At 64.4% G+C, this 23,225-nt stretch carries 17 protein-coding genes; 4 read left to right on the plus strand and 13 right to left on the minus strand.

Features of this window, described 5'->3' with window-relative positions; all coding sequences use genetic code 11:
* Window position 1: 1 nt before the first annotated feature.
* From ACTAQI_RS14680 to glyA, 6 genes are read right to left on the minus strand one after another with little or no spacing between them, the layout of a single operon-like run.
* Entirely contained in the window at window positions 2–1,417 is a 1,416-nt protein-coding gene (locus ACTAQI_RS14680) for an L-serine ammonia-lyase (protein ID WP_457946814.1), read from the minus strand.
* Entirely contained in the window at window positions 1,417–2,067 is a 651-nt protein-coding gene (locus tag ACTAQI_RS14685; protein ID WP_457946816.1) for a sarcosine oxidase subunit gamma, read from the minus strand. The genes ACTAQI_RS14680 and ACTAQI_RS14685 overlap by 1 nt, the downstream gene beginning before the upstream one ends.
* Window positions 2,060–5,002: a sarcosine oxidase subunit alpha family protein gene (locus ACTAQI_RS14690; protein ID WP_457946817.1), complete on the minus strand. Its 2,943-nt coding sequence runs from the start codon at window positions 5,000–5,002 to the stop codon at window positions 2,060–2,062. The genes ACTAQI_RS14685 and ACTAQI_RS14690 overlap by 8 nt, the downstream gene beginning before the upstream one ends.
* Window positions 4,999–5,403 carry a sarcosine oxidase subunit delta gene (locus ACTAQI_RS14695; protein WP_457946819.1) on the minus strand — a complete coding sequence of 135 codons (405 nt, stop codon included), beginning with the start codon at window positions 5,401–5,403 and terminating at the stop codon, window positions 4,999–5,001. The genes ACTAQI_RS14690 and ACTAQI_RS14695 overlap by 4 nt, the downstream gene beginning before the upstream one ends.
* A 29-nt stretch (window positions 5,404–5,432) precedes the next feature.
* Window positions 5,433–6,653, minus strand: coding sequence for a sarcosine oxidase subunit beta family protein (locus tag ACTAQI_RS14700; protein WP_457946820.1), 1,221 nt, complete (start codon window positions 6,651–6,653; stop codon window positions 5,433–5,435).
* Window positions 6,650–8,005, minus strand: a complete 1,356-nt coding sequence (gene glyA, locus ACTAQI_RS14705; RefSeq protein ID WP_457946821.1) for a serine hydroxymethyltransferase — start codon at window positions 8,003–8,005, stop codon at window positions 6,650–6,652. The genes ACTAQI_RS14700 and glyA overlap by 4 nt, the downstream gene beginning before the upstream one ends.
* A 124-nt stretch (window positions 8,006–8,129) precedes the next feature.
* Between glyA and ACTAQI_RS14710 the strand changes: the two genes are divergently transcribed.
* Window positions 8,130–8,798, plus strand: a complete 669-nt coding sequence (locus ACTAQI_RS14710; RefSeq protein WP_457946822.1) for a GntR family transcriptional regulator — start codon at window positions 8,130–8,132, stop codon at window positions 8,796–8,798.
* A 64-nt stretch (window positions 8,799–8,862) separates the two neighbouring features.
* Here ACTAQI_RS14710 and ACTAQI_RS14715 read toward each other — a convergent pair whose 3' ends face one another.
* The 6 genes from ACTAQI_RS14715 to ACTAQI_RS14740 form a co-directional block, all read right to left on the minus strand.
* Window positions 8,863–9,129 carry a hypothetical protein gene (locus ACTAQI_RS14715; RefSeq protein ID WP_457946824.1) on the minus strand — a complete coding sequence of 89 codons (267 nt, stop codon included), beginning with the start codon at window positions 9,127–9,129 and terminating at the stop codon, window positions 8,863–8,865.
* Between the two features lie 123 nt (window positions 9,130–9,252).
* A complete protein-coding gene (locus ACTAQI_RS14720; protein ID WP_457946825.1) occupies window positions 9,253–10,950 on the minus strand; it encodes a glycoside hydrolase family 43 protein in 1,698 nt (565 codons plus the stop codon).
* Window positions 10,947–13,427, minus strand: a complete 2,481-nt coding sequence (locus ACTAQI_RS14725; RefSeq protein WP_457946826.1) for a glycoside hydrolase family 3 C-terminal domain-containing protein — start codon at window positions 13,425–13,427, stop codon at window positions 10,947–10,949. Before ACTAQI_RS14725 ends, ACTAQI_RS14720 begins: the two co-directional genes overlap by 4 nt.
* Entirely contained in the window at window positions 13,424–14,320 is an 897-nt protein-coding gene (locus tag ACTAQI_RS14730; RefSeq protein ID WP_457946827.1) for a carbohydrate ABC transporter permease, read from the minus strand. The genes ACTAQI_RS14725 and ACTAQI_RS14730 overlap by 4 nt, the downstream gene beginning before the upstream one ends.
* Window positions 14,317–15,162, minus strand: coding sequence for a carbohydrate ABC transporter permease (locus ACTAQI_RS14735; protein ID WP_457951069.1), 846 nt, complete (start codon window positions 15,160–15,162; stop codon window positions 14,317–14,319). The genes ACTAQI_RS14730 and ACTAQI_RS14735 overlap by 4 nt, the downstream gene beginning before the upstream one ends.
* A 65-nt stretch (window positions 15,163–15,227) precedes the next feature.
* A complete protein-coding gene (locus ACTAQI_RS14740) occupies window positions 15,228–16,529 on the minus strand; it encodes an ABC transporter substrate-binding protein (protein ID WP_457946828.1) in 1,302 nt (433 codons plus the stop codon).
* A gap of 240 nt (window positions 16,530–16,769) precedes the next feature.
* Between ACTAQI_RS14740 and ACTAQI_RS14745 the strand changes: the two genes are divergently transcribed.
* Entirely contained in the window at window positions 16,770–17,765 is a 996-nt protein-coding gene (locus ACTAQI_RS14745) for a LacI family DNA-binding transcriptional regulator (RefSeq protein WP_457946829.1), read from the plus strand.
* Between the two features lie 497 nt (window positions 17,766–18,262).
* Window positions 18,263–20,377: a beta-glucosidase gene (locus ACTAQI_RS14750; protein ID WP_457946830.1), complete on the plus strand. Its 2,115-nt coding sequence runs from the start codon at window positions 18,263–18,265 to the stop codon at window positions 20,375–20,377.
* A 202-nt stretch (window positions 20,378–20,579) separates the two neighbouring features.
* On the opposite strand, the gene ACTAQI_RS14755 is transcribed toward ACTAQI_RS14750, so the two are convergent.
* Window positions 20,580–21,824, minus strand: coding sequence for an ROK family protein (locus ACTAQI_RS14755; protein ID WP_457946831.1), 1,245 nt, complete (start codon window positions 21,822–21,824; stop codon window positions 20,580–20,582).
* A gap of 90 nt (window positions 21,825–21,914) precedes the next feature.
* Between ACTAQI_RS14755 and ACTAQI_RS14760 the strand changes: the two genes are divergently transcribed.
* Window positions 21,915–23,189 carry an ABC transporter substrate-binding protein gene (locus ACTAQI_RS14760; protein WP_457946832.1) on the plus strand — a complete coding sequence of 425 codons (1,275 nt, stop codon included), beginning with the start codon at window positions 21,915–21,917 and terminating at the stop codon, window positions 23,187–23,189.
* Window positions 23,190–23,225: the final 36 nt, after the last annotated feature.

The raw sequence follows: 23,225 nt of genomic DNA on the forward strand, positions 1-23,225 counted from the left end.
CTCAGCACTCGATCACATTCACGGCGAGGCCTCCTCGGGAGGTTTCCTTGTACTTGGTTTTCATGTCGGCTCCGGTGTCACGCATGGTCTTGATCGCCTTGTCCAGCGAGACCTTGTGGCTGCCGTCCCCGTGCAGGGCCAGCCGGGCTGCGTTGATCGCCTTTACGCTGGCGATCGCATTCCGCTCGATGCACGGGATCTGCACCAGGCCACCCACGGGGTCGCAGGTCAGGCCCAGGTTGTGCTCGATGCCCACCTCCGCGGCGTTTTCCACCTGCGCCGGCGTTCCGCCCAGCACCTCGCAGAGCCCGGCCGCAGCCATCGAGCAGGCGGAGCCCACCTCGCCCTGGCAGCCCACTTCGGCGCCGGAGATGGAGGCGTTGGTTTTGAACAGGATTCCGACGGCGGCCGCCGCCAGCAGGAAGCGGACCACGCCGTCGTCGTCGGCTCCCGGAACAAACTTCACGTAGTAGTGCAGGACGGCCGGCACAATGCCTGCGGCCCCGTTGGTGGGGGCGGTGACGATCCTGCCGCCGGCGGCGTTCTCCTCGTTCACGGCCAGCGCGAACAGGTTCACCCATTCCATCGCCAGCAGCGGATCCGCCGGCGCCTGGACGGGCGACGGCGACGCTGCCGCGGCCTCGGCGGTGGCGGCCGAGGCCGTCAGGGTGCGGAACAGGGCGGGCGCCCGCCGGGTGACGTTCAGCCCGCCGGGCAGGATGCCCTCGGCGTTGCAGCCGTTCTCCACGCATTCGCGCATGACGGCCCACAGCCCCAGGAGCTGCTCGCGGAGTTCCGCTTCGCTGCGCCAGGTGAGTTCGTTGGCCAGCATGACGTCGGAAATGGACATCCCTTCGCGGCTGCAGATCTGCAGGAGTTCGTCGGCCGTGGAGAACGGGTAGGGCAGCACGGTGTCATCCGGCACCACCTTGTCCCCGCCCTCGGCGTCGCCGTCCACCACGAAGCCGCCGCCGATCGAGTAGAAGCTCCGCTCGCTCAGCACCGCTCCGGTATGGTCCAGGGCGCGGAAGGTCATGCCGTTGGGGTGCGCGGGAAGGGACTTGCGCCGGTGGAGCACCACGTCCTCTTCCCAGTTGAAGTCCACCCGGTGCGCCCCGGCGATGTGCAGTTCAGCGTCCAGCGCGGCGGCTGCCACCTGGTCGTCGGCGGTGGAGGTGTCCACCGTTTCCGGGTCCAGGCCCTTCAGCCCCAGGACCACTGCCTTGTCCGAGCCGTGGCCGCGGCCGGTGGCGCCGAGTGACCCGAAGAGTTCGGTCTGGACCCGGGCGGTGGCGGCCAGCTGGCCGTCGCCCTTCAGCCCGTCGGCGAACAGCTTGGCCGCCCGCATCGGGCCCACCGTGTGTGACGACGAGGGCCCGATGCCGACGGAAAAGAGGTCAAGGACGCTGAGCGCCATCAGGGGACCTCTGGCGAGGCGTACTCCCGCATGGCGTCCAGCAGCCACCGGCCCAGGAACTCGGCGAAGGAAGCGCGGGGGAAGATCCGGAAGGACTCGTCACCGGTCTTCCACAGGATGGCTGGAATGTTCGCGATTTCCGTGGAGAAGGCGGTGCCGGACTTGAAGACCCGCGGGTGCAGGTCCAGCGAGCAGCCCTTTTCCAGGACGGAGCGGGCCCGGGGGCCCGTCAGTTCGAACGTGGTCCGGTTGGCGGACAGGTCCACCACCTGGCCCGCGTCGCCGCCCAGCGCGTCCCGGAGCGCGGGGATGAGGTTGCCGCCCAGGGATTCGTGCGCCTCGGTGGGGGCCACCACCAGGAACTCGGCGGGGCCAAGCCACAGGACGGACACGTCGCCGCTGCCGGCCACGGCACCGGACCCGGCGGGGAGGCCGCCGGTGACACCGGCCAGGCGCTGCGCCGCGTCCGATCCTGCCAGTGCCCGGAGCCCCACCATGGTCAGGAAGGGCACCTCGGAGATCTCAACGGTGCCTGCGAGGGAGCCGGCCGCGAATTCGTCAGCCAGCTGACGCGCCGGGCTGACGCGGGCGGCGAGGTTTTTCTCGGCGTTGGTCTTTGCGGAGGTCGGGGATGCTGCTGTTTCAGCCATCTTTACGGGTCCCTTCAGAGTCAAAAAGCACTGTTTCTGCGACAACCACGTCCACCAGCTGGTCGCCGGCGGCTGCCACCAGCGTTTCGCCGATGCGGTTGCGTCCGTTCTTGATCAGGGCCAGGCCGAACGACCGGCCCAGCGCTGCGCTGTGGTAGCTGGAGGTGACGAACCCTTCCATCGGCACGGGGCCGTAGGCGGGGTTGGTGGAGCGTCCCTTTTCCACCAACTGGGTGCCTTCGGGGAGGCGCAGCGTACCGTCCACGGGGAGGACGCTGACCAGGTGCTTGCGGTCCTCACGGCTGGCGTCCGCCCGTGAGTACGAGCGCTTGCCGATGAAGTCCTTGGCCTTGGAGACGATCCACTCCATGCCGGCGTCCTGTGGGGTGACGGTGCCGTCGGTGTCCTGCCCGACGATCGGGTAGCCCTTCTCGGCGCGCAGCACGTGCATGGTTTCGGTGCCGTAGGGGGTGATGTTGAACTCCGCCCCGGCGGCAGCAACGGATTCCCACGTGTTCAGCCCGTACCAGGCGGGAATGTTGATCTCGTAGGCAAGTTCACCGGAGAAAGAGATCCGGCAGATCCGGGCGCGTACGCCGGAGGCCAGGGTGGTTTCGCGGAAGGTCATGAACGGGAAGGCTTCCGCGTCCAGCCCGCCGTTGGCAGCCAGTTCGGGGGCCACCTTGGCGATGACCTCACGGGACTTGGGCCCGACGACGGCGATGGTGCTCCACTGCTCCGTCACGGAGGTGCACTGCACGTCCAGTTCCGGCCACTCGGTCTGCAGCCACTCCTCCAGCCAGTCCAGCACCTTGGCGGCACCGCCGGTGGTGGTGGTCATGAAGTAGGTGTCGTCGTCGACGCGCAGGGTCACGCCGTCGTCGAAGATCATCCCGTCCGGGGTGCACATGACGCCGTACCGTGCCGAACCCGGCGCGAGTTTCTTGAACGCGTTGGTGTACATCCGGTTCAGGAACTCCCCCGCGTCCTTGCCGCGGATTTCGATCTTGCCCAGGGTGGTGGCGTCCATAAAGCCCACGGACTCGCGGACGGCGGCGCATTCGCGCAGCACGGCAGCGTCCATGTCCTCCCCGGCCTGGGGGTAGTACCAGGGTCGCTTCCACTGTCCAACGTCCTCGAACAGCGCGCCCTTGGCCACGTGCCAGGGGTGGATGGACGTGACGCGGGCCGGGTCGAACAGTTCCCCGCGCTGGCGTCCCGCCAGTGCCGCGAAGGCCACCGGGGTGAACGGGGCGCGGTAGGTGGTGGTGCCGATGTCGCCGATGCCGCGGGAGGCTTCGCCCGCGGTGCGGAGCGCGGCGGCGATGACGCCGATGGCGTTCACGCCGGAGGTCTTGCCCTGATCGTTGGCCGTGCTGATGGAGGTGTACCGCTTGATGTGTTCCACCGAGCGCATGCCGGCACCCGTGGAGCGGAGGACGTCCGCCACGGACTGGTCGCGCTGGAAGTCCACGAAGTGGTGGTGCCAGTCATCCGGGGTGCCGCTCTCGCCCGGTACCAGCCACAGCTGGCGGGTGGGGGCGGAGGCCTTCGGGTCGCCGAACACGGAGGGCTCGACGGCGGAATCGAAGCCTGTGGCGGTGGCCGCCTTGGCGCCGGCGGAGATGCCCTCCGCGACGCAGTCTTCGGTGGCGAAGGAGCCGCGGCCGGCACCAATCGTCTGCTGGGCGGGGACCTCGGTGCTGGGCACGAAGGCTGCCAGCTCTTCGTCCCAGCGCAGCTTGCCCTGGCGCTGGGAGTGCAGGTGGACCAGCGGGCTCCAGCCGCCGGACACAGCCAGCAGGTCTGCTGCGATCTGCTCGACGCCGGAGGTGAGCTCGCCGTCGTCGTTGATGCTGCGGACGGTCACGCCGTCCAGCCGGCCGTCGGCGCCGGCGGAGGTGTTGGCCACCGCGCTGCCAATCAGCACCCGGATCCCGGATTCGACGGCGGCAGTCGCCGCTGCGGTCAGGGCCGGACGGGCGTCCACCACGGCGGCGACCTTGACGCCGGCGGCGGCGAGGTCGGCGGCGACGGCGTAGGCGCTGTCATTGGTGGTGCTGATCACCACGCGCTTTCCGGCGGCCACCCCGTAGCGGTTCAGGTAGCTGCGCACGGCTGAGGCCAGCATGATGCCGGGGCGGTCGTTGTTCTCGAACACCAGGGGGCGTTCGTGGGCGCCCGGGGCGACGACTACCTGGCTGGCACGGATGTGCCAAATACGCTGGCGGGACACACCTGCGGCTGCGGGGCTGGTGAGGTGGTCGGTGCGGTTCTGGACGGCGATGACGTAGTTGGCGTCGTACGCGCCGAACGCGGTGGTGCGGTTCAGGACCGTGGATTCGGCGCCGGACACCAGCTCGGCTTCGACGTCGGCCACCCACTCCAGGGCCGGCTTTCCCTCGATGGTCTCGGCAAGGCCGGGAGCCGTGGAACCGGAGAGCAGCGAGCCGCCCAGTTCGGGCTGGTCATCGAGCAGCATGACCCTGGCACCGGTGCGGACAGCCTCGCGGGCCGCGGCAAGCCCGGCGGGGCCGCCGCCGATCACCAGGACGTCGGTGTGGACATACTTCTTGTCATATTCGGCGCGGTCGTCCTCGGGGTCAAGCTTGCCCAGGCCGTTGAGCAGGGTGGCCTGAAGACCGTCCACCAGGGAAACGGTGGTGGCGGGAAGCATGGATTCAGCCACGTGGCCGGGGAAGCGGGCTTCCACGCGGACCAGGGCGTTGGCCTCTTCCACACCGGCGGACATGATGCCGCGGGGACGGTCCTCGTAGAGGGAGTTGCCGGCGGCGATGCGGCCGTTGGCCAGCAACGCCGAGGCCAGGGTGTCACCGGGGTGTCCGGTGAACTCCTCGCCGTCCACGGTGAAGCGCCATGAGATGGTGCGGTCGATGCGGCCGCCGGTAGCCAGGCGGGCGTTCTGGGAAGTCACTTGGTCGCTCCTTCCGGGGCGGTCGTGCTGAGGATGCTCGTGGTGGAGGTGCTGGGTGCGGCACTTCCCGTGGTGGTGCTGTCAGGGCCGGTGCTGGCGGTCCCGGTTTCGGGTGCGCCGTCCGGGGAGCGGTCAGGCCGCTTCGACCCCATGGGGTAGACAGCCTTGATGTCGTAGCTCACGGTGTCGCGGAGCATGTTGAACCACTGGCGGCAGCCGGTGCTGTGGACCCAGCGCTCGGCGAAGATGCCTTTGGGGTTCTCGCGGTAGAAGAGGTAGCGGGACCACTCCGTGTCGCTCAGCTCGTTGGGGTTCTCCGGGTACGGGACGTGGGCCTGTCCCCCGTAGTGGAATTCGGTTTCGTCCCGCGGGCCGCAGTTGGGGCATGGGATCAGCAGCATGTGCGTTAGTCCTTTTCTGGTGGCGGCGGCTAGTGGGCCACGGCGGCGGCGCCGTGTTCGTCGATGAGGGCGCCGGTTTCGAAGCGGTCCAGCGAGAACGGCTGGTTCAGCTTGTGCGGGGCGCCGGTGGCGATGGTGTGCGCGAAGGTCATGCCCGCGGCGGGGGTTCCCTTGAACCCGCCGGTTCCCCAGCCGCAGTTCACGAACATGTTCTCCACCGGGGTGGTGCCCACGATCGGCGAGGCGTCCAGGGTGGTGTCCACGATGCCGCCCCAGGTCCGGAGCACATGGGCCCTGGCGAAGATGGGGAAGAGTTCGACGGCGGCCGCCATCTGCTGCTCGATCACGTGGAAGGAGCCACGCTGGCCGTAGCCGTTGTAGGAGTCCACGCCGGCGCCCATGACCAGTTCACCCTTGTGCGCCTGGGAGACGTAGACGTGCACGTGGTTGGACATGACCACCGTGGGGTGGACGGGCTCGTGCAGTTCCGAGACCAGTGCCTGGAGGGGGTGGGACTGGATGGGCAGCTGGAATCCGGCCATCTCGGCCAGGACCGAGCTGTGGCCGGCGGCGCAGAGGCCCACCTTTTCGGTGTTGATGGTGCCGCGGTTGGTCTTGACGCCCACCACGCGGTTGCCGTCCTTGAGGAAGCCGGTGACTTCGCAGTTCTGGATGATGTCCACGCCCATTTCGTCGCACTTGCGGGCGAAGGCCCAGGCCACGTGGTCGTGCTTGGCGATGCCGGCGCGGGGCTGGTAGGTGGCGCCCATGACGGGGTAGCGGATGTTGTCGCGGATGTTCAGGATGGGGCAGAGTTCCTTGACCTGCTGCGGGTCCAGCCATTCGGCATCCACGCCGTTGAGCTTGTTGGCGCCCACGCGGCGGATGCTTTCGCGGACGTCGCCCAGGGTGTGGGCCAGGTTCATCACGCCGCGCTGGCTGAAGAGGAAGTCGTATTCGAGTTCCTCCGGCAGGATCTCCCAGAGCTTGAGGGCGTGCTCGTAGATGGCCGCGCTCTCGTCCCAGAGGTAGTTGGAGCGGATGATGGTGGTGTTGCGGGCCATGTTGCCGCCGGCCAGCCAGCCCTTTTCCAGGACGGCGATGTTGGTCATTCCGTGGTTCTTGGCCAGGAAGTAGGCGGTGGCCAGGCCGTGGCCGCCGCCGCCGACGATCACGGCGTCATAGGAGGACTTGGGTTCCGGGTTCCGCCAGAGGAAGTCCGGGTGCTCCGGAAGGTGCTGGGTGCTCACTGGGCGGCTCCAATCAGGTCTGCTTCTGCTTCGGCCAGGCCGGCGTCGGCGGAGAGGTGCGGGTAAAGGGGGAACTTTTCGGCCAGGGCCGTCACGCGGGCGCGGAGTTCGACGGCGGTGTCCCCGGGCAGCGTCCCCGTGCTGTCTGTGCCGGAAGCGGCAGCCGCGATCAGCGCCGTGGCGATGATGTCCGCAACCTCGGTGAATTCGGCGGCGCCGAAGCCGCGGGCGGCCAGGGCGGGGGTGCCGATCCGGAGGCCGGAGGAAACCATCGGCGGGCGGGGGTCGAAGGGGACGGCGTTGCGGTTGACCGTGATACCGATCTGGTGGAGCGCGTCCTCACCCTGCTGGCCGTCGAGTTCGGAGTGGCGCAGGTCCACCAGGACCAGGTGCACGTCGGTGCCGCCGTTGACCACGGAGATTCCCGCGTCCTGAACGTCTTCCTTGAGGAGACGGTCTGCCAGCAGCTTGGCGCCCTGCAGGACGCGCTCCTGGCGTTCCTTGAATTCGGGGGCGGCTGCGAGCTTGAACGCCACGGCCTTGGCGGCGACAACGTGTTCCAGCGGACCACCCTGCTGGCCCGGGAACACCGCACTGTTGATCTTCTTGGCGTATTCCTCCTTGGCCAGGATGACGCCGCCACGGGGACCGCCCAGGGTCTTGTGGGTGGTGGTGGTGACCACGTCCGCGTACGGGACCGGGTTCGGGTGCAGGCCCGCGGCGACGAGTCCGGCGAAGTGCGCCATGTCCACCATGAGGTAGGCACCCACGAGGTCGGCGATGCGGCGGAACTCGGCGAAGTCCAGCTGGCGGGAGTAGGCGGACCAGCCGGCCACGATCAGCTTGGGCTTGTGCTCCAGGGCCAGGGCTTCCACCTCGGCCATATCGATCCGGAGGTCTTCTTCGCGGACGTGGTAGGGAACCACGTTGTAGAGCTTGCCGGAGAAGTTGATCTTCATGCCGTGGGTGAGGTGGCCGCCGTGGGCCAAGGAAAGGCCAAGGATCGTGTCGCCCGGGTTCAGGAGGGCAAACATCGCGGCGGCGTTGGCCTGGGCGCCGGAGTGCGGCTGCACATTGGCGAACTCCGCGCCGAAGAGTGCCTTCACGCGGTCAATGGCCAACTGCTCAATCACGTCGACGTGCTCGCAGCCGCCGTAGTAGCGCTTGCCGGGGTATCCCTCGGCGTACTTGTTGGTGAGGACCGAGCCCTGGGCCTCCATGACGGAGGACGGAGCGAAGTTCTCCGATGCAATCATTTCAAGGGTGGACTGCTGGCGGTGCAGTTCCCGTGCCACAGCGGCGGCGACGTCGGCGTCGACCGTGGCGAGCGAGGCGTTGAGTACGTCCTGCATTGTTCTCCTTTTGAGCCCTTCGGGGTTACTGATCCATAACTGATCTGTAACTGATATATTAGAACTGACGTAATAGTATGTTGTAGATCACGTGGCAGTCAATAGCTACCTTGGGAGAGCTCGGATGAGCGTAATGCTAGAAAACCAGCTGGCCGGTGAAGGCGATCTCTCGCTCGCCGAGCAGGCCTACCGGCACCTTCGGGATCGCCTGATCATGCTGGATATCCGGCCGGGCGAGGCGATCAACGACGGCAAGCTTGCCGCCGAACTCGGGATCGGACGCACCCCGGTCCGGGAAGCGCTCAAGCGCCTGGAAGGCGACCACCTCGTCGTGTCGTACCCGCGCCGCGGGACCTTCGCCACCGTCGTCGATATCACCGAACTCGCGGACGTTTCGGAGCTGCGCGAGTCGCTGGAACCCCTGGCCGCCCGCCGGGCCGCCAAGCTGGCAACTCCTGCCCTGCGCAAGGAAATCAGGGAAACCGCCGCGGCGATTGCGGACATGGGGGCGGATGACGATCCCTACGACCTCATGCGGTACGACATCAAAGTCCACCGCCTGATCTACCGCGCTGCTGCCAATACACACCTCGAGGACGTCCTGATCCGGTACGACAACCTGGCCACCCGGATCTGGTGCATGGTGCTGGAAAAGGTGCCGTCCGTGGCGGCGCACATCGCCGAGCACGTGGAACTGCTGGAAGCAGTGGCCGACGGCGATTCGGACCGGGCGGGCAAGCTCGCCCTGGAGCACGTGACCAGTTTCGAGCAGGCCATCCGCAGCGTGCTTTAGGCCTGCCGGGGCGCTTCGGACAAAGGGCCATCAACCAGGCATGGCACTGCTGAGCCGACGGTCCTCAGCTGTGTTGTTGTCGGATGAGGCCGCAGGGCACGGCCGGATGCGCTCGGACGATGTAGCTGCCTGGACCTGTTCTGGTAACCAGGACGCCGACCCCGTGGTTTGTCGCTGTTTTTGTGACGGTGGAAATGGCCTCTTCCAGCGCCTGGTCAAGGTCCTGTTTCCCGGTTACGTTGACTTCGACCATTCCGGGGAGGCGTTCCCCTTCGCCTTGCCCCGGTGCGGGGCCCGGCTGGTTTGCCGGGATCGTGTTGGTGGTTTCCATGGCGTGCTTCCTGGTCGGGAGGCTCTTCCAGATGGCGAATCCGCAGGTAGCTGATGCGCCGGCTGGCCGAACGGGGTAGTAGAACCGATTTAGTCAGCCGGCACGCACCTGCTCCTGTCTGGACTACCCGTTGAGGTGGGTTAGGCAGAAGTTGCGGAATGTCGCGGTCTTGGTCTTTCGAACGCCGTCTGTGGCGGCGATGCCGACGAAGGTTCCTGTGAATCCTCCGGCAGCCTCATCGGACAGGTGGGTGATATCGATGGGTGCAGCGAGTGGTTCCCACTGGTTGACCTGCCAGGAGACGCGGAACTGGACTGTGCCGCTGCGAATTTCGGCGCGGATCGTGATGTTTTCCGCCGCCCTGGGGACGGCTTTTTCGGTGAGGGGGAACTCGATTTTTTCGCCGTTCCGGGCCAGCATCACCCCGAGCATACGGCTCCCCCGTTCTTCATCCCATGTCAGCCGTGCGTAGGCGAAGTTCAGGTTGTCGTAGTAGACAGCGAGACCTGCTGTTTGGGAGAAGTGCGAAGGGTCGAAAGAAAGAGTGGTCTCTGCGTCGGCATCGAATTCGGTGAGGCGGGTCGCGATAATCGAGGGATCGAACCTTGAGAACAATGAGTCGCGCCCCACGATCCGGAGACCTTCTTTCCCGGTCCTGCACCATGCCGTGGACATGGGACCGCGGAGCGAGGCGAACTGTCGGTTCAGACCTGCATCGAAGATGGTCGTCACATCGTTGTCGGCTGCAGGTGCTGCTGTTCCCCTGATGCTGTATGTTTCGCGGGCCAGGTTCCCTCCTGCTGTAAGCCGCAGCCATCCGTCATCGGTCCACTTGACGTTCTGCAGTGACGTCTCGCGTCCAAGAACGGAGAGTTTGGTGCCGGGGAGGGTCCGTGAGGACAGGTGGGCGACGTACCAGTCACCGTCGGGGGTGTCGACCAGGCTGCCGTGACCGGCTTTCTGCACGCTTGTGGCGGGGTTGAAGTATTCCTCCCGGAGGTAGGCGCGGTTGTTGCGTCCGAAGTACGGGAGTGGCCAGCTGGTGATGAATGGGCTGCCGGGGTCGGACTCGTAGGGTCCTTCGATGTTGGAGGAGCGGGCCAGGCAGACGCCGTGGCCGAACCCGGTCCCGCCTTCGGCCGTCATGAGGTAGTAATTGCCGTTGTGCTTGTAGAGGTGTGGGGCCTCGACCGCTCCGCGGTCTGTGATGCCGTGGTTGATGCGGATGGGGTCGCCCACCTCCCCGTTGGCAGGGTTGAAGGACTGGATGACGATCCACCCTGGGTGTTGGTGGCCCTCTCGGGTTTCCCATTCCAGGGTGACCACCCATTTGGATCCGTCATCGTCGTGAAAGAGTGAAGCGTCGAAGCCGACACTGGTGAGGTACTGGGGCTGGGACCAGGGTCCGGTGATGTTGTCTGCCCACATGACGTAATTGTCGACGTCGAACGCTTCGGCGACCTGGCTCTTCATGATGGAGAAGACGAGGTAGAAACGTCCCGTGGCCGGGTCCACGCTCAGGCACGGGGCCCAGACACCTCCCGACGCCGGGACTCCCCGGAGGTTGATCCGGTCATCGGTGATGCCGTGGCCGGCCAGGGACCAGTTGGCGAGGTCTGTCGAATGATGGATTTGGACAGCTGGGAACCATTCAAAGGTGGAGGTTGCGATGTAGTAATCGTTGCCGCGGCGCACGATGGACGGGTCGGGGTTGAATCCCCGCAGTACGGGGTTGTTGATGTGGGTCGCGGCTTCTTCGGAGAACGGGCTGGGATTTCCGTCAGTCCGGGTTGCGATGCCGGGTTCGTGAGCGACGCTCATACTTCCGCCTTCCTGGCGTTGGACAGATCAACGCTCAAACGGATGTCGTCATGGGATTCCCCCACCCAGCACTCCCACTCCGGCGAGAATGCATCGTCGCCTGAGTGCATGTGTTGGCGCAAACGGGCTGGCGGAAGTGCAATGGTTACCGCGCGCGTTTCCCCGGGCTGCAGGTGGAAACGGCCGAATCCAGCGAGAGCCCGTTCCGTGCCCGTGCTTGCGGTCTTGGCCGTGCCGATATAGATCTGCGGCGTGGCGGTTCCGGGCCGGGATCCAGTGTTCCGGACGGTGAACTGGACCTCCATGTCCTCGTGTCGGGTCTCAATGGACAGCGCGCTGTAGTCGAACGTGGTGTATTCAAGGCCGTGTCCGAACGCGAACAGTGGTTGAACCCCGGCCCGATCAAACCACCGGTAGCCCACATGGGTGCCTTCGGTATAGTCCACGGCACCGGCTCCCGGCACGGGAAGGGTTCCGGCTGCCACGTCCACGTCTTCGGAACGGGGGAAACTGACCGGAAGCCGTCCCAGCCCCTGCACGTCCCCGAAGAGGACTGCGGAGATGGCGGCGCCGAACGTCTGCCCTGGGTACCAGGCTTGGACCACGGCTGCCACCTCATCGATCCAGGGCATGAGAACGGCCCCGCCGGTGTTGAGCACGACGATTGTTTTCGGGTTGACTGCCGCGACAGCGTTGATCAGTTCGTTTTGGTCTCCAGGCAGTGCCAGGGAATGCCTGTCCATTCCTTCTGATGCCACAAAGTTGGCGAAGACGATGGCCACGTCCGAATGTGCTGCCAATTCGGCGGCCTCGGCGATTCCAGAGGCGCTGGGGGGTTGCCAGGTGAGGGAGATCGATGGGGTGTGGAAGCCCGCCGCTTCGGTGCTGTATTCGACGACGACCTCGACTGGTTCACCCGCGGTCAGGTCGGCATAACCGGAGAGGGGCAGCTGCGGCCCCGCGAGGAAGACAATTTCCTCGCGTTCGCCGGCGGCGATCTCCGTTCCATCAATGAGGAGGCGGGCCCTTCCGCTGAACAGCAGGGTGAAGTAGTGCCGCCCTGTCTCATCGGGCAGGAGGGTGGTGCTCCAGCGCGCCGAAAAGTCCTCCCCCATGTTTTCGGGCAGTCCCTCATGGAAGATCTGCTTCTCGACGCGGGTAACTGTCGGGTCCCCATGGCGCTGGATGGTGCTCCAATAGCTGGCACTCCATCCCTGCTGGCCCTTTTCACCGGTCCGGGTCAAGTGGGTTTCGACGCTGCCCGGATAAGGGGCATCGCCGCGGCTGCCCTGGGCGTGCCGCACTGTTATGCCAGGTCCGAAACGGGCGTGAATTGCATCCAGAGGTGTGCGCAGCTCTTCCACCGGGGTTGTCACGGCCGCGGAACCACCGATGGTGTAGACGGCGTCAAAGGCAGCGGGACCGATCACGGCAACCGTTGTCCCGGACACGGGTGCGAGCGGCAGCGCAGAGTCGTTCTTGAGCAGAACGGAACCCTCTGCTGCGATCCGGGTGGCGAGCTCACGGTGTTCGAAAGTGCTCACCTCGTCGCGGGGCGCGGTGGGAAGAGGGTTGTCGAACAGGCCGGAGTTGAAGACCATGGCGAGGATTCGACGGACACTGTCATCGAGGCGTTCCTCGGTGACGAGGTCCGAGTCGAAGACTTCACGGTCCCGGCCGCCGTTTCCCTGGTCAAACTGCGGCAGGTCCACTCCCGCTGCGGCCGCAGCCACCTGGTCACGAACCGCCCAGCGGTAGTCAGGGGTTACGACCCCGTCCCAGCCGGATTTTATGAGGTCGAGAAGAGGTTTGTTTTCGCACGCCTGCACCCCGTCCAGCCGGTTGTAGGAGCACATGACGGCGTCAGCGCCGCCGTCGCGGATGGCTTCACGGAAAGGCTGGATGTAAAGCTCCTCCAGGGCTTGCTCGCTGACCCGCACATCAACGCCCGGCGTCCGGCCGCCGTCTTCGCGGCGGTAGCCGATGCGTTCCGTTTCCTGGTTGTTGGACACGAAGTGCTTGACGGTCTGGATGGTGTGGGTGGACTTGGCTCCCAGGATCGCTGCCCGGGCCATCTTTCCGGAGAGGACGGGGTCTTCGCCGAATGCCTCGGTTTGGCGCCCGGCGTAGGGGGAACGGGTGATGTCCACGGCGGGACCGAGCCACACGGCGCGGGCCTTTCCCCTGAGCTCGGTTCCGATGGCTTTGCCGAAGGACCACGCAACGCCCTCGTCGAAGGTCGCGGCCAGCGAATAGCCTGAGGGGAAGGAGGTTGTCCCAGGAAGTGTTAGGCCGTTGGGTCCGTCCTGGGACAAAAGAACGGGAATCCCGTACTTGTTCAGCGGTTCCAGGTCTCCGATGGCGGCGCTGATCTTCTCCTCGCGGGTGAGTACTGCCAACAAGGCTGTGGCACGTTCGCTCGCTGGCTTGTCCCTTGAGCGCCAGGGGCCGTCAATCTGATCATGTTCCTGCGTCATTTTCCGAATCCTGCTGTCAGGCCGGCCACGAGGTAGCGGCGTCCGAAGATGTAGGCTGCCAGCATTGGCAGCGCGGAGAGGACAACGGCGGCGAGGATGGCCGGCACGTTGACCGAGAACTGGCCCTGGAATGTCCACAGCGAGAGCGGGAGGACGCGGTTTTGGGGGCTTTGGGTAAGGATCAGCGGGAACAGGAATCCGTTCCAGACGCCGAGTGCGTTGTAGATTCCCACCGTAACCAGGGCCGGCTGCACGAGGGGCAGGACGAGGGACCGCATGATGCGCCAGTCCCCTGCACCATCCATACGCATTGATTCGAACAGTTCCTGGGGGATGTCCCTGAGGAAGTTCACGATGATCAGGACGCTGATGGGAACCGCGAAGGCCGCCGCAGGGAGAATGATTGCCCACAGTGTGTCATAGAGGCCAAGCCGTGTGATGAGGAGGTAGACGGGAATGATCGTAGCCTGCAGGGGGATCGCCAGGCCCAGCAGGTAGAGCGACATCGTCCCCTTCGCGAAGCGGCTGCTGCTGCGCACGATCGGGTAGGCCGCAAGAAGTGACACCACCAGTGTCAATGCTGTCGCGGCTACTGTAACGACCAGGCTGTTGGTGAAATACCGGACGAAATCGTTCTGCAGCACGAGCGCATAGTTTTCCAGCGTAGCGTTGGCCGGCAGCGCGAGCGGGCCGTCCGCATAAACGTCTGCCTGGGTTTTGAGGCTGGTGATGATCACGTAGTAGACCGGGACGATGATGATGGCGAGCCAAACGAAACCGCCCAGCGCTCCAAGGATGTTCGGGCTGTTCCGGCCGCCCAGGGTGCGGCGCCGCTGGGCTTTCGGTTCCGGCGCCGTCGTTACGGTGTTGTCCGCAGTTACTGCAGTCATCATGCACCTTCCTTCTGGCTTGTCATCCGGTTGGATCCGCTCAGGCGGCTCAGCAGCAAGGCGAGACCGACCCCCACCACGGCCAGGATGACGGCGATGACGCTGGCGACGCCCATGTTGTATGACCGGAACCCTCTCAGGTACATGTCGAGGGCGAGCACGCGGGTCGCTGTTCCCGGGCCGCCCTGGGTGAGCACGAAGATCAGGTCGAAATAGGTGAGGGAACCGATCAGGATCAGCGTCGTTGACGTGATAAGTGTGTGCTTCAGCTGGGGCAGGGTGATGTACCAGAACTGCTGGAATCTGCCGGCCCCGTCCAGCGTGGAAGCTTCATACATCGACGCCGGGATCTGCCGGACGCCGGCGGCAAAGAGAAGTGTGTGGAAGGGCACGAACTGCCAAGCGATCACGAAGACGACCGTCGCCAGGGCCAGCACAGGATCTCCAAGCCAGTTCTGCGAAAGGATACCCAGGCCCTTGATGGAACCAAGACCGAAGGTCGGGTCAAGCAGTGCTTTGAAGGCGATCGCGATGGCCGCAGAGGACAGCAGAAGCGGGACGAAGTACAGCACGGACAGCACCGCCCGGTACTTCTGGTGCCCTGCCGTGAAGACACCCAACAGCAGGCTCAGCGGCGTCTGGACGATCCAGCTCACCACCATGACCAGCAGCGTCAATCGCAGCGCGTTATAGGTCATGGGATCCGCGAACGCCTTGGGCCAGTTGCCGAAGCCAACCCAGGCCGGCGTTCCAAGGCCGTCCCACGATGTAAGGCTCAGAAACACCACTGCGATCAGCGGAATGATAGCGAAAACGCCGAAGAGAATGAGTGCGGGAGCGGCCATGACGAAAGTGGAACCGGCGCGGCGGGGGACGCTGCGGATTCCTGTGGTTATTGCAGTCACCGGGATCACGAACCCAGCGTTGCATTCATCGCGTCGACAAAGCCCTGCGGCGTCATCTGACCAAGGAAGACCTGGTCCAGGTTCGTCAGCAGGGCCTGGGCCTGAGCGGCCGGCAGGGCTTGGTCCCAGGAGAGCTGGAAACTCGGAGCGTCAACCGCACGCTTGTAAACCCAGCCCAAGTAGCCGGCGTCGTCGAGCTTGGCGATCTTGTCCTCGATCCCCTTGATCGGGGGAACAGCGCCGCCCTTCAGCAGGCGGTCGACGTAGGCGTCGTCCAACACGGCCTTGTTCAGGTAGCTGGCGGCCGCGTCCTGGGCTTCAGGGCTCGACGCGGCTGAGACGGACCAGAAGTTGGCGGGGTTGCCGACGATATTCGCAGGGTCGCCCTTGCCACCGCTGACGGACGGGAAGTTCACGTAGCCCACGTTGCCCGCTGCAACGAAGTCTTTCGCGTCCTTCTTGTAGTTGGGGTATACCCACGACCCCTGCAGAACCATGGCGGTCTTGCCCGTGTAGAAGGCTGCGATGTCGGCGTTTGCGTCTGACGTGGTGGATTCGTAGCCCTTCATGAAGCCGTTGGCCTTCACGAGATCCTGGATCTTCTCGAGGGATTCCTTGAACGCCGGGTCTGACCAGGCGTCCTTCTTGCCGTCAACCACTGCCTTGAACGCCTCCGGGCCGCCGATGCGGTCGGCAAGGTATTCAAGCCACATCAGCTCCGGCCACTTGCTTGCGCCGGCGAGGGCGAACGGGGCGATGCCCTTGTCATTGAGTTTTGAGACCAGGCCCATCAGGTCATCCCAGGTCTTCGGGGGCTGCAGACCTTCTTTCTCAAAGAGGCCTTTGTTGTACCAGAGCACAACAGACTGCATGGAGTTGTTCGGTACTGCATAGGTTTTGCCGTCCACCACGCCGTTGGCGGCGACGGACGGGAGCAGGCGGGAGGTCAGATCCTTGGTCTTATCCGTGATGTCAACGACGTTCTTGTTCTTCACATAGTCCGCCAGAGAACCCCCGGCCCAGGAATAGATCAGGGTCGGTGCATTCCCGGATCCAACCGAGGAACGGACCTTTTCCTTGAAAGCATCCGTGGCAAAGAACTGGGAATCAATCTTTTGGTTGGGGTTCGCCTGGTTCCATTCGTCGAGTGACCCCCGGAACGTCTGCTCGTCGCCTCCGGTGAGGGCCCAGGCGGAAGCCGTCTTGGACTCTGCGCTTCCCGCGCCGGCTCCGCAGGCCGACAGGCTCAGCGCTCCGACAACGGCAAACGCGATCGCAGTGCGGCGGGTTACTGGGGCAAGCTTCATTGCTTCATCCTTTTCTGGGAGATGGTGGCCTGACAGATTCGAAAAAGTTTCGAAGTAGACCGATAATTTGTCGCAAGAACATTAGGTGCACCGGCCGATTGAGTCAAGGACTTTTTTCTTTGGCCCTAGCGATATAGTTGCTCTTGTCTACGAAAAAGTTGCGGTACCGATTTTGCCAGGGAGATGAGCTTGGGCGAGAAGCAGCAAGCGGGGAAACAACGACGCGCAACCCTCAGTGCGGTGGCAGCCCATGCAGGCGTCTCAATAGGCACCGTGTCCAAGGTCCTGAATCTTCGCCCCGACGTTTCAGAAGAAACCCGTCAGCGCGTTATGCAGGCGGCCAAGGCCCTTGAGTACTCTCCGACCACGTTTCGCTCCGACGTGCGCGACCCGGTCGTGGACATCGTCTTCGACAGCATCGTCAACCCTTATTCGACGCAGATCCTGGAGGGTGTCATCGCCGCCGGCACGGAGCTGGGGGTGGACGTTGTGGTCCGCATCATTCCCAGGGACGCCGAGGAAGATGCCGGCTGGGGCCGCGAGGTACGGGCCAAAGGCCGCACCGGAATGATCGTCGTAACCTCCCAGATGACCAGCCAGCACCTTCGCGCGCTGGCCCGGGCATCGGTGCCGCTGGTGGTAGTCGACCCGATCAACTTCGGCCGCCCGGACATCGTCAGCGTCGGCGCCACGAACTGGGCCGGGGGCCTGGAGGCGGCGCGGCACCTCATCGACCTGGGTCATGAGCGGGTCGGTTTCATCGGCGGGCCCAAGGCGTCCGGGTCGAACCAGGAGCGGTACCACGGTTTTCGGGCTGCCTTGGAAACAGCCGGGCTTGAACTGGATCCCGCCCTGGCATCGTGGGGCACATTCACGTATGAGTCAGGCCGGGATCTTGCCATCAAACAACTGTCACTCCCACGCCCGCCCACCGCCATCTTTGCAGGGTCCGACACGATAGCTTTGGGCGTCATCGAGGCCGCCCGGTCCCTCGGCCTGACAGTACCCGACAGGCTAAGCGTGGTGGGCTTCGATGACACGCGGCTGGCGTCGTGGTCCTCCCCCCAGCTCACCACAGTCCGGCAACCCCTGGAAGCGATGGGGCGTATGGCGCTTCGGACCGTCCTGCAACTGCACGACGGGCAGGAGCTGGACTCCAAGCATATTCAGCTCTCCACCTCGCTGGAGGTCCGGAACTCCACTGCCGCTCCGGGCCGACAACAGCCCGGAAACTGACAGTAGTTTCCGTCTACGCCCCACGCTCGAAAGAATTTCGTTTTCGAGGCTCCCCCTTCGGCTATTGACACCGCCAGCCGTGCCTCTCTAGGGTTACCGGGCCGAGCGGAGCTGAAGCTTCGAAAACTTTTCTGGCGGTAGGGGTACTTCCCCTGCGGCAGCCTTCCTGTGTTGCCCAGCAGTCACTCTTTCCTGGATACCTCCTGCCCTGAAAACTCGAGCGCCGGCTCCCGGTTGCGGCCGAAACCCATTCAAAGGAGAATTTCATGAGGTATTCCAAGCGAGGACAACATCGGAAGACACCCGCTGCACCACGCGGTTCGCTTGTCCGGCGCAGGATGGTATCCATCACTGTTTCGGGGATTGCTGCCCTGGCTTCCGCCGGCGTGATGCCGATCCTGCCGGCTTCGGCCGCAGAAACATGGCAACCGTATACAGGGTCCGATATCACCACGTTGACTGCAGCCTGGACAGCCGATTGCGCCACGGCGCCCTGGATGGACCGGTCAAAGACACCGGAGCAGCGCGCAGATGCCTTGCTGCACTACAGCGGCAAGAAGCAGATGTACCGCTGGCTGAACGAATTCGGGGCGAACTACCCGACAGAGCAGAAGCACGGCGCCTCGGGTGCCGACTACGGCTCGCTGCAACTGCCCTGCACACCAACGGTCGGGCTAACGGACGGGCCCGACGGCATCCGTCAGCCCAACTCGACCGCATACCCGGCCCAGATCGCTCTCGGCGCCACCTGGGATCAAAAGCTCGCATATGAGAAGGGGGCATTGCTGGGCCAGGAGGGCTACGCCAAGGGATACCAGGGTGTCCTTGCCCCGGGCGTCTCATCCGGCCGTTCCGTTCTTGCTGGCCGGACCCCGGAGTATTTCGGTGAAGACTCCGTCCTGTCAGGGACCATGGCGGCCCAGCAAATCAACGGGTTGCAGAGCAACCCCGGAGTCTTTGCAACCCTGAAGCACTACGTCGCCAACGAGCAGGAAACCAACCGGACAACCGAATCCTCCAACGTGGACGAGCGGACCCTCCGCGAAGTCTACGAGCGGCCCTTCGAAATCGCGCTTTCCCTCAGCGACCCCGGCGCCGTGATGTGCTCCTACAACCAAATCAACAGCGTCTACGCCTGCGAGGATCAGGACACTCTCGGCGCCTTGAAGAACAACATGGGCTTCAAGGGCTTTGTTCTGTCCGACTCAGGCGCCAAAATGACCACCGTTGGAGCGGTCAAGGCCGGACTGGGTCAGGAAATCAACCGCCCCTCCCACACCAGCCCGGCGCAACTGGACCAGGCAGTGGCAGCAGGAAGCCTGACCCTGCAGGACATCTACGAATCCGCCTACAGCGTGGTTCGGTCCTACATCGCCCATGGCGTCTTTGACGCGCCCATCAGCGCGACCAAGGCAACCAATCCCTCGGCCAGCAAGGCGGTCAACACCCGCACCCCCGAAACAATAGCCGCAGCACGCGAGATTGCCGAGAAGGGCGCAGTCCTCCTGAAGAACGACAGCAATGCCCTGCCTTTAAACACCTCAAAGCAGACCGTCGCAGTCATCGGGTCACAAGCCAGCGCTGATACCACGGTCACCCCGAACGCAGTCACAGTCTGCAGCCAGTCGTTCTTCGGGCCCGCACTTGAGTGCGGCGGCGTGGTGGCGCCCGCCGATTCCATCCGGGACAAGGTCAGCGCCGCCGGCGGTACCTTCATCTACGACAACGGCAAGGACCTCAACAGCGCCAAGGCGGCCGCAGCAAGCGCGGACACCACCATCGTGTTCGCAAGCAAAGTCACCGGAGAGTTCGCTGACGCAACGTCAATGTCTCTCGACAACGGTGGCGACACCCTCATCCAGTCAGTTGCGGGTGCGAAGAAGGCCGGATCCAAGGTCATTGTTGTCCTCGAAACCGGAAGCGCCGTCACCATGCCATGGCTCAACGACGTTTCCAGCGTGGTGGAAGCCTGGTACCCGGGTGAACAGCAGGGACCGGCACTTGTGAACCTTCTCTGGGGTGACGTGAACTTCACCGGTAAATTGCCGATGACCTTTCCGAAGTCTTTGGCGGAGACACCTACCGGCAACGACATCAAGCAATTCCCCGGCGTCGTCGACAATAAGGGCATCCGGCAGGTTGACTACACCGAAGGACTTGAAGTCGGCTACAAGTGGTACGACGCGCACAACGTCGCTCCCCTCTTCCCCTTCGGCCACGGCTTGTCCTACTCAAACTTCGAATACAGCAAGCTGCACGTCAACTCTGCAAACAGCGCCAAGGGCGGCAAGATCCACGTCACCTTCGACTTAAAAAACACCGGACAGGCCACGGGCAGCGAAATAGCCCAGATCTACCTGACCCTGCCATCTACGGCCGGAACGCCCGGCAAGTCCCTGGCTGCCTACCAGCGCACTTCCGAACTCGCACCTGGCGCCAGCCAAACAATCGACCTCTGGATCGACGGTTCCTCCGCAGCACACCCGCTCTCCACCTGGGACACCGCAGCGAACCAGTGGGTTCAGAAGTCCGGAACCTTCACCGTGAGCGTTGGAGCCTCCGACCGCGATATCCGCGGGAGCGACACCGTGGAGATCCAGGCGAAGCACTGACAACTTCCAAGGCGTCCGGAAGGAGCGGTACAGGGTCCAGCCTTTGCAGCGCCGAAACTTAGAGCGCACTGCCCGTTCACGTATCAACGTGAACGGGCAGTGCGCTTTCTTGGCTGATGGCGAACAGCACCAAGTGCCATGTCGCAGGCAAGCTCGCCCTGGAGCACGTGACCAGTTTCGAGCAGGCCATCCGCAGCGTGCTTTAGGCTCCCTGCGTGCCCTGCTTCCTATGCGTCCCGGCATCAGGAGCGGCCACCCTCGGGAGAAATGCCGCTGGTTCGCGCTTGATCTGCATCAGTGCGGACTCGATGGCGCCCTGGACAACGGCTTCTGCCCCGAGAGTACTCGCAACGAGGTGCGGGAGCGGTAAGCCCGAGTCCGTAGGCAGCAGGCTTCGAGCGTGCTGGAGAACAGGTTCGATGGCACGTGAAATACCGCCTGCTATGACTACACGCTCGATGTCCAGGAGACTGGAGAGCACCACCGCAATTCGCGCCAGCCGGGTACCAAGCCGGCCGATGATGTCTTTCGCCAGGGGATCCCCCTGGCTGGCTGCCTGGAAGACATCTTCGGCCTTGATTTCCCCGCCGGGTACCTGCCGCAGCGTGGTGGCTCCGTCATAGGAATTGATTCGGGTACGTGCCCATTTCCGCGCAAGCGCCCCGAGCCCGTCCGACCCTCCCTCTTCCGATACGGACTTGTTGTCAAACACGTCCAGAAACCGCATCTCGCCGGCTCCGCCCTGGCGCCCCCGCAGCAGGTGACCGTCAACGATCAGGCCGGCACCAAACCGCTCGCCCGACAGCAAAGTGGCCACATTGGCTGACGGCTCCTGCGCCTGTTCGGCAATAGCGGCAAGGTTGGCGTCATTCTCGACGATCACCGAGCCCTGGAGGCCGGAGGTGAAGCCGGAATTCATCAGCTGCCAGAAGTCCCCTCCCTCCGGAGACATGCCGTCGGCATCAACCGGCGCGGGAACGCCGACGACCGTCAGCAGGACATCGTCGGCGTCGCATGCGGCATCGGCAAGCGTCCGGCCGATCAGCTCCCGCGCGCCCGCAACGCGCCCGGCACGCCCCAGGACATGCGAGTCGATGCTTTGGCGACGTTTGCCAAGCTCGCGGCCCCGCAGGTCCGCCACGAGCGTTGTGAGGTGGGTTTCGCCGGCATCCACGCCCACAACGACACCGGCAGCCTCCCGGAGCCGGTAGCGGCGCGCCGGCCGGCCCTTGTTTATGCGGCCGGTGTCAGCGCCGTCAGTCACTTCCTCCAGCCAGCCCGCGCCCACCAGACCGTCACAGACGCCGAGCACGGTGGCACGCGTCAGGCCGGTCGCGCCCATGGCCTCCCCCGCCGTAAACACCTGCTCCTGGAGGGCGAAGCGCAGCAGCGCCTCCGAGTTGATCTGGCGTAACAGTTGGGTCGAGCTCGCCGTAGTTCCGTCCACCCCTTGACGATATCCCCTGTATACCCCATCCTCGTATAGGACCTAAATATAAGATCCAAATAAAATCTTTTCGAAAGCCCTTAGGAGCCGATGTTGCCACCTTTGACGCCTGCAGGGACGCGAGTCTCCCGCCGTACTTTCCTTGCGGCTGCCGGAGCGCTGTCCGCGTTCGGTTTGGCCGGATGCGCCCCGGCGGGGACCACGCCAACCATCACGTTCCACCAGTCGAAACCCGAAGCGGTTCCCTACTTCCGCGATCTGGCAGCGAAGTTCACCGCTTCACAGGACCAAGTCCGCGTCCTGCATGACATGGCAACGAATCTCTCGGCCAGCTTCGTCCGGAGCAGCCCGCCGGACCTGGGCTGCCTCAACTACAACCTGGAAATGGCCCGGTTCATGGAGCGCGGTGCACTCTCGGACCTTTCCGACCTCCCCGAAGCAGCCTCCATCCGGGACGACGTCCTGGACCTGACCAATTGGTACCCCACCTACGCCGGCCGTACGAGCGTTATCCCTTACTCGGTCATGGCGGCGTCCGTGATCTACAACCGGCGCATCTTCGAGGCGAACGGGCTCTCAGTCCCCACAACCTGGGATGAACTCATCGACGTGTGCGAACGGCTCAAGGCAGCGGGGATCACTCCGATCTACGGCACATTCCGGGATCCCTGGACCATCGCGCAGGGCCTGTTCGACTACACAGTGGGCGGCATGGTTGACGTGCGTGGCTTCTATAAGTCAATGCATGAGGTCGGCGAGAAGGCCGGGCCGGATTCCGAAGTGTCATTCCAAAAGACGTTGCTGGAGCCAGTGCAGCGGATGGTCAAACTGACGAAGTACGTCAACCCGGACGCGTCCAGCCGTGGCTACGGCGACGGCAATACTGCCATGGCACAGGGCCAGGCAGCCATGTATTTCCAGGGACCGTGGGCATTCGGAGAGATCGAAAAGGCCGGCACGGACGTGGACCTGGGCACTTTTCCCCTGCCGATGACCGACCACCCCGCCGACCTCAAGGTCCGCGTCAATGTCGACCTCTCGCTCTGGGTTCCCGAAGCCTCGAACGGTCAGCAAGGGGCGCGCGCCTTCCTTCAATACCTCATGCAGCCGGAGGTCCAGAACCCCTATAACGCCCAGTTCCTGGGATTCGGGACGGTAAAGAACGCACCGCCGGTAACCGACCCCCGGATCACCGAAATGCAGAAGTACTACGACGAAGGCCGCTTCTACATGGGTGCTTCCCAGTTCATTCCGAACACAATTCCCGCCGCCAACTACATCCAGTCGATCATCGGTGGCGCCGACGCCCAGGCCACGCTGCGCCGGATGGACGCCGACTGGGCCCGCCTGGCTTTCAGGGCGTAATTCCACCTTCCGATCCGACGGACGAAATGAGGACCC

Source organism: Pseudarthrobacter sp. alpha12b (assembly GCF_054130495.1).

Excerpts from the sequence above, each read along its gene's own strand:
- ACTAQI_RS14680 (WP_457946814.1), bottom strand. The coding sequence starts at position 1,417 with ATGGCGCTCAGCGTCCTTGACCTCTTTTCCGTCGGCATCGGGCCCTCG.
- ACTAQI_RS14685 (WP_457946816.1), bottom strand. The coding sequence starts at position 2,067 with ATGGCTGAAACAGCAGCATCCCCGACCTCCGCAAAGACCAACGCCGAG.
- ACTAQI_RS14695 (WP_457946819.1), bottom strand. The coding sequence starts at position 5,403 with ATGCTGCTGATCCCATGCCCCAACTGCGGCCCGCGGGACGAAACCGAA.
- glyA (WP_457946821.1), bottom strand. The coding sequence starts at position 8,005 with ATGCAGGACGTACTCAACGCCTCGCTCGCCACGGTCGACGCCGACGTC.
- ACTAQI_RS14710 (WP_457946822.1), top strand. The coding sequence starts at position 8,130 with ATGAGCGTAATGCTAGAAAACCAGCTGGCCGGTGAAGGCGATCTCTCG.
- ACTAQI_RS14715 (WP_457946824.1), bottom strand. The coding sequence starts at position 9,129 with ATGGAAACCACCAACACGATCCCGGCAAACCAGCCGGGCCCCGCACCG.
- ACTAQI_RS14720 (WP_457946825.1), bottom strand. The coding sequence starts at position 10,950 with ATGAGCGTCGCTCACGAACCCGGCATCGCAACCCGGACTGACGGAAAT.
- ACTAQI_RS14725 (WP_457946826.1), bottom strand. The coding sequence starts at position 13,427 with ATGACGCAGGAACATGATCAGATTGACGGCCCCTGGCGCTCAAGGGAC.
- ACTAQI_RS14730 (WP_457946827.1), bottom strand. The coding sequence starts at position 14,320 with ATGATGACTGCAGTAACTGCGGACAACACCGTAACGACGGCGCCGGAA.
- ACTAQI_RS14735 (WP_457951069.1), bottom strand. The coding sequence starts at position 15,162 with ATGGCCGCTCCCGCACTCATTCTCTTCGGCGTTTTCGCTATCATTCCG.
- ACTAQI_RS14740 (WP_457946828.1), bottom strand. The coding sequence starts at position 16,529 with ATGAAGCTTGCCCCAGTAACCCGCCGCACTGCGATCGCGTTTGCCGTT.
- ACTAQI_RS14750 (WP_457946830.1), top strand. The coding sequence starts at position 18,263 with ATGGACCGGTCAAAGACACCGGAGCAGCGCGCAGATGCCTTGCTGCAC.
- ACTAQI_RS14760 (WP_457946832.1), top strand. The coding sequence starts at position 21,915 with ATGTTGCCACCTTTGACGCCTGCAGGGACGCGAGTCTCCCGCCGTACT.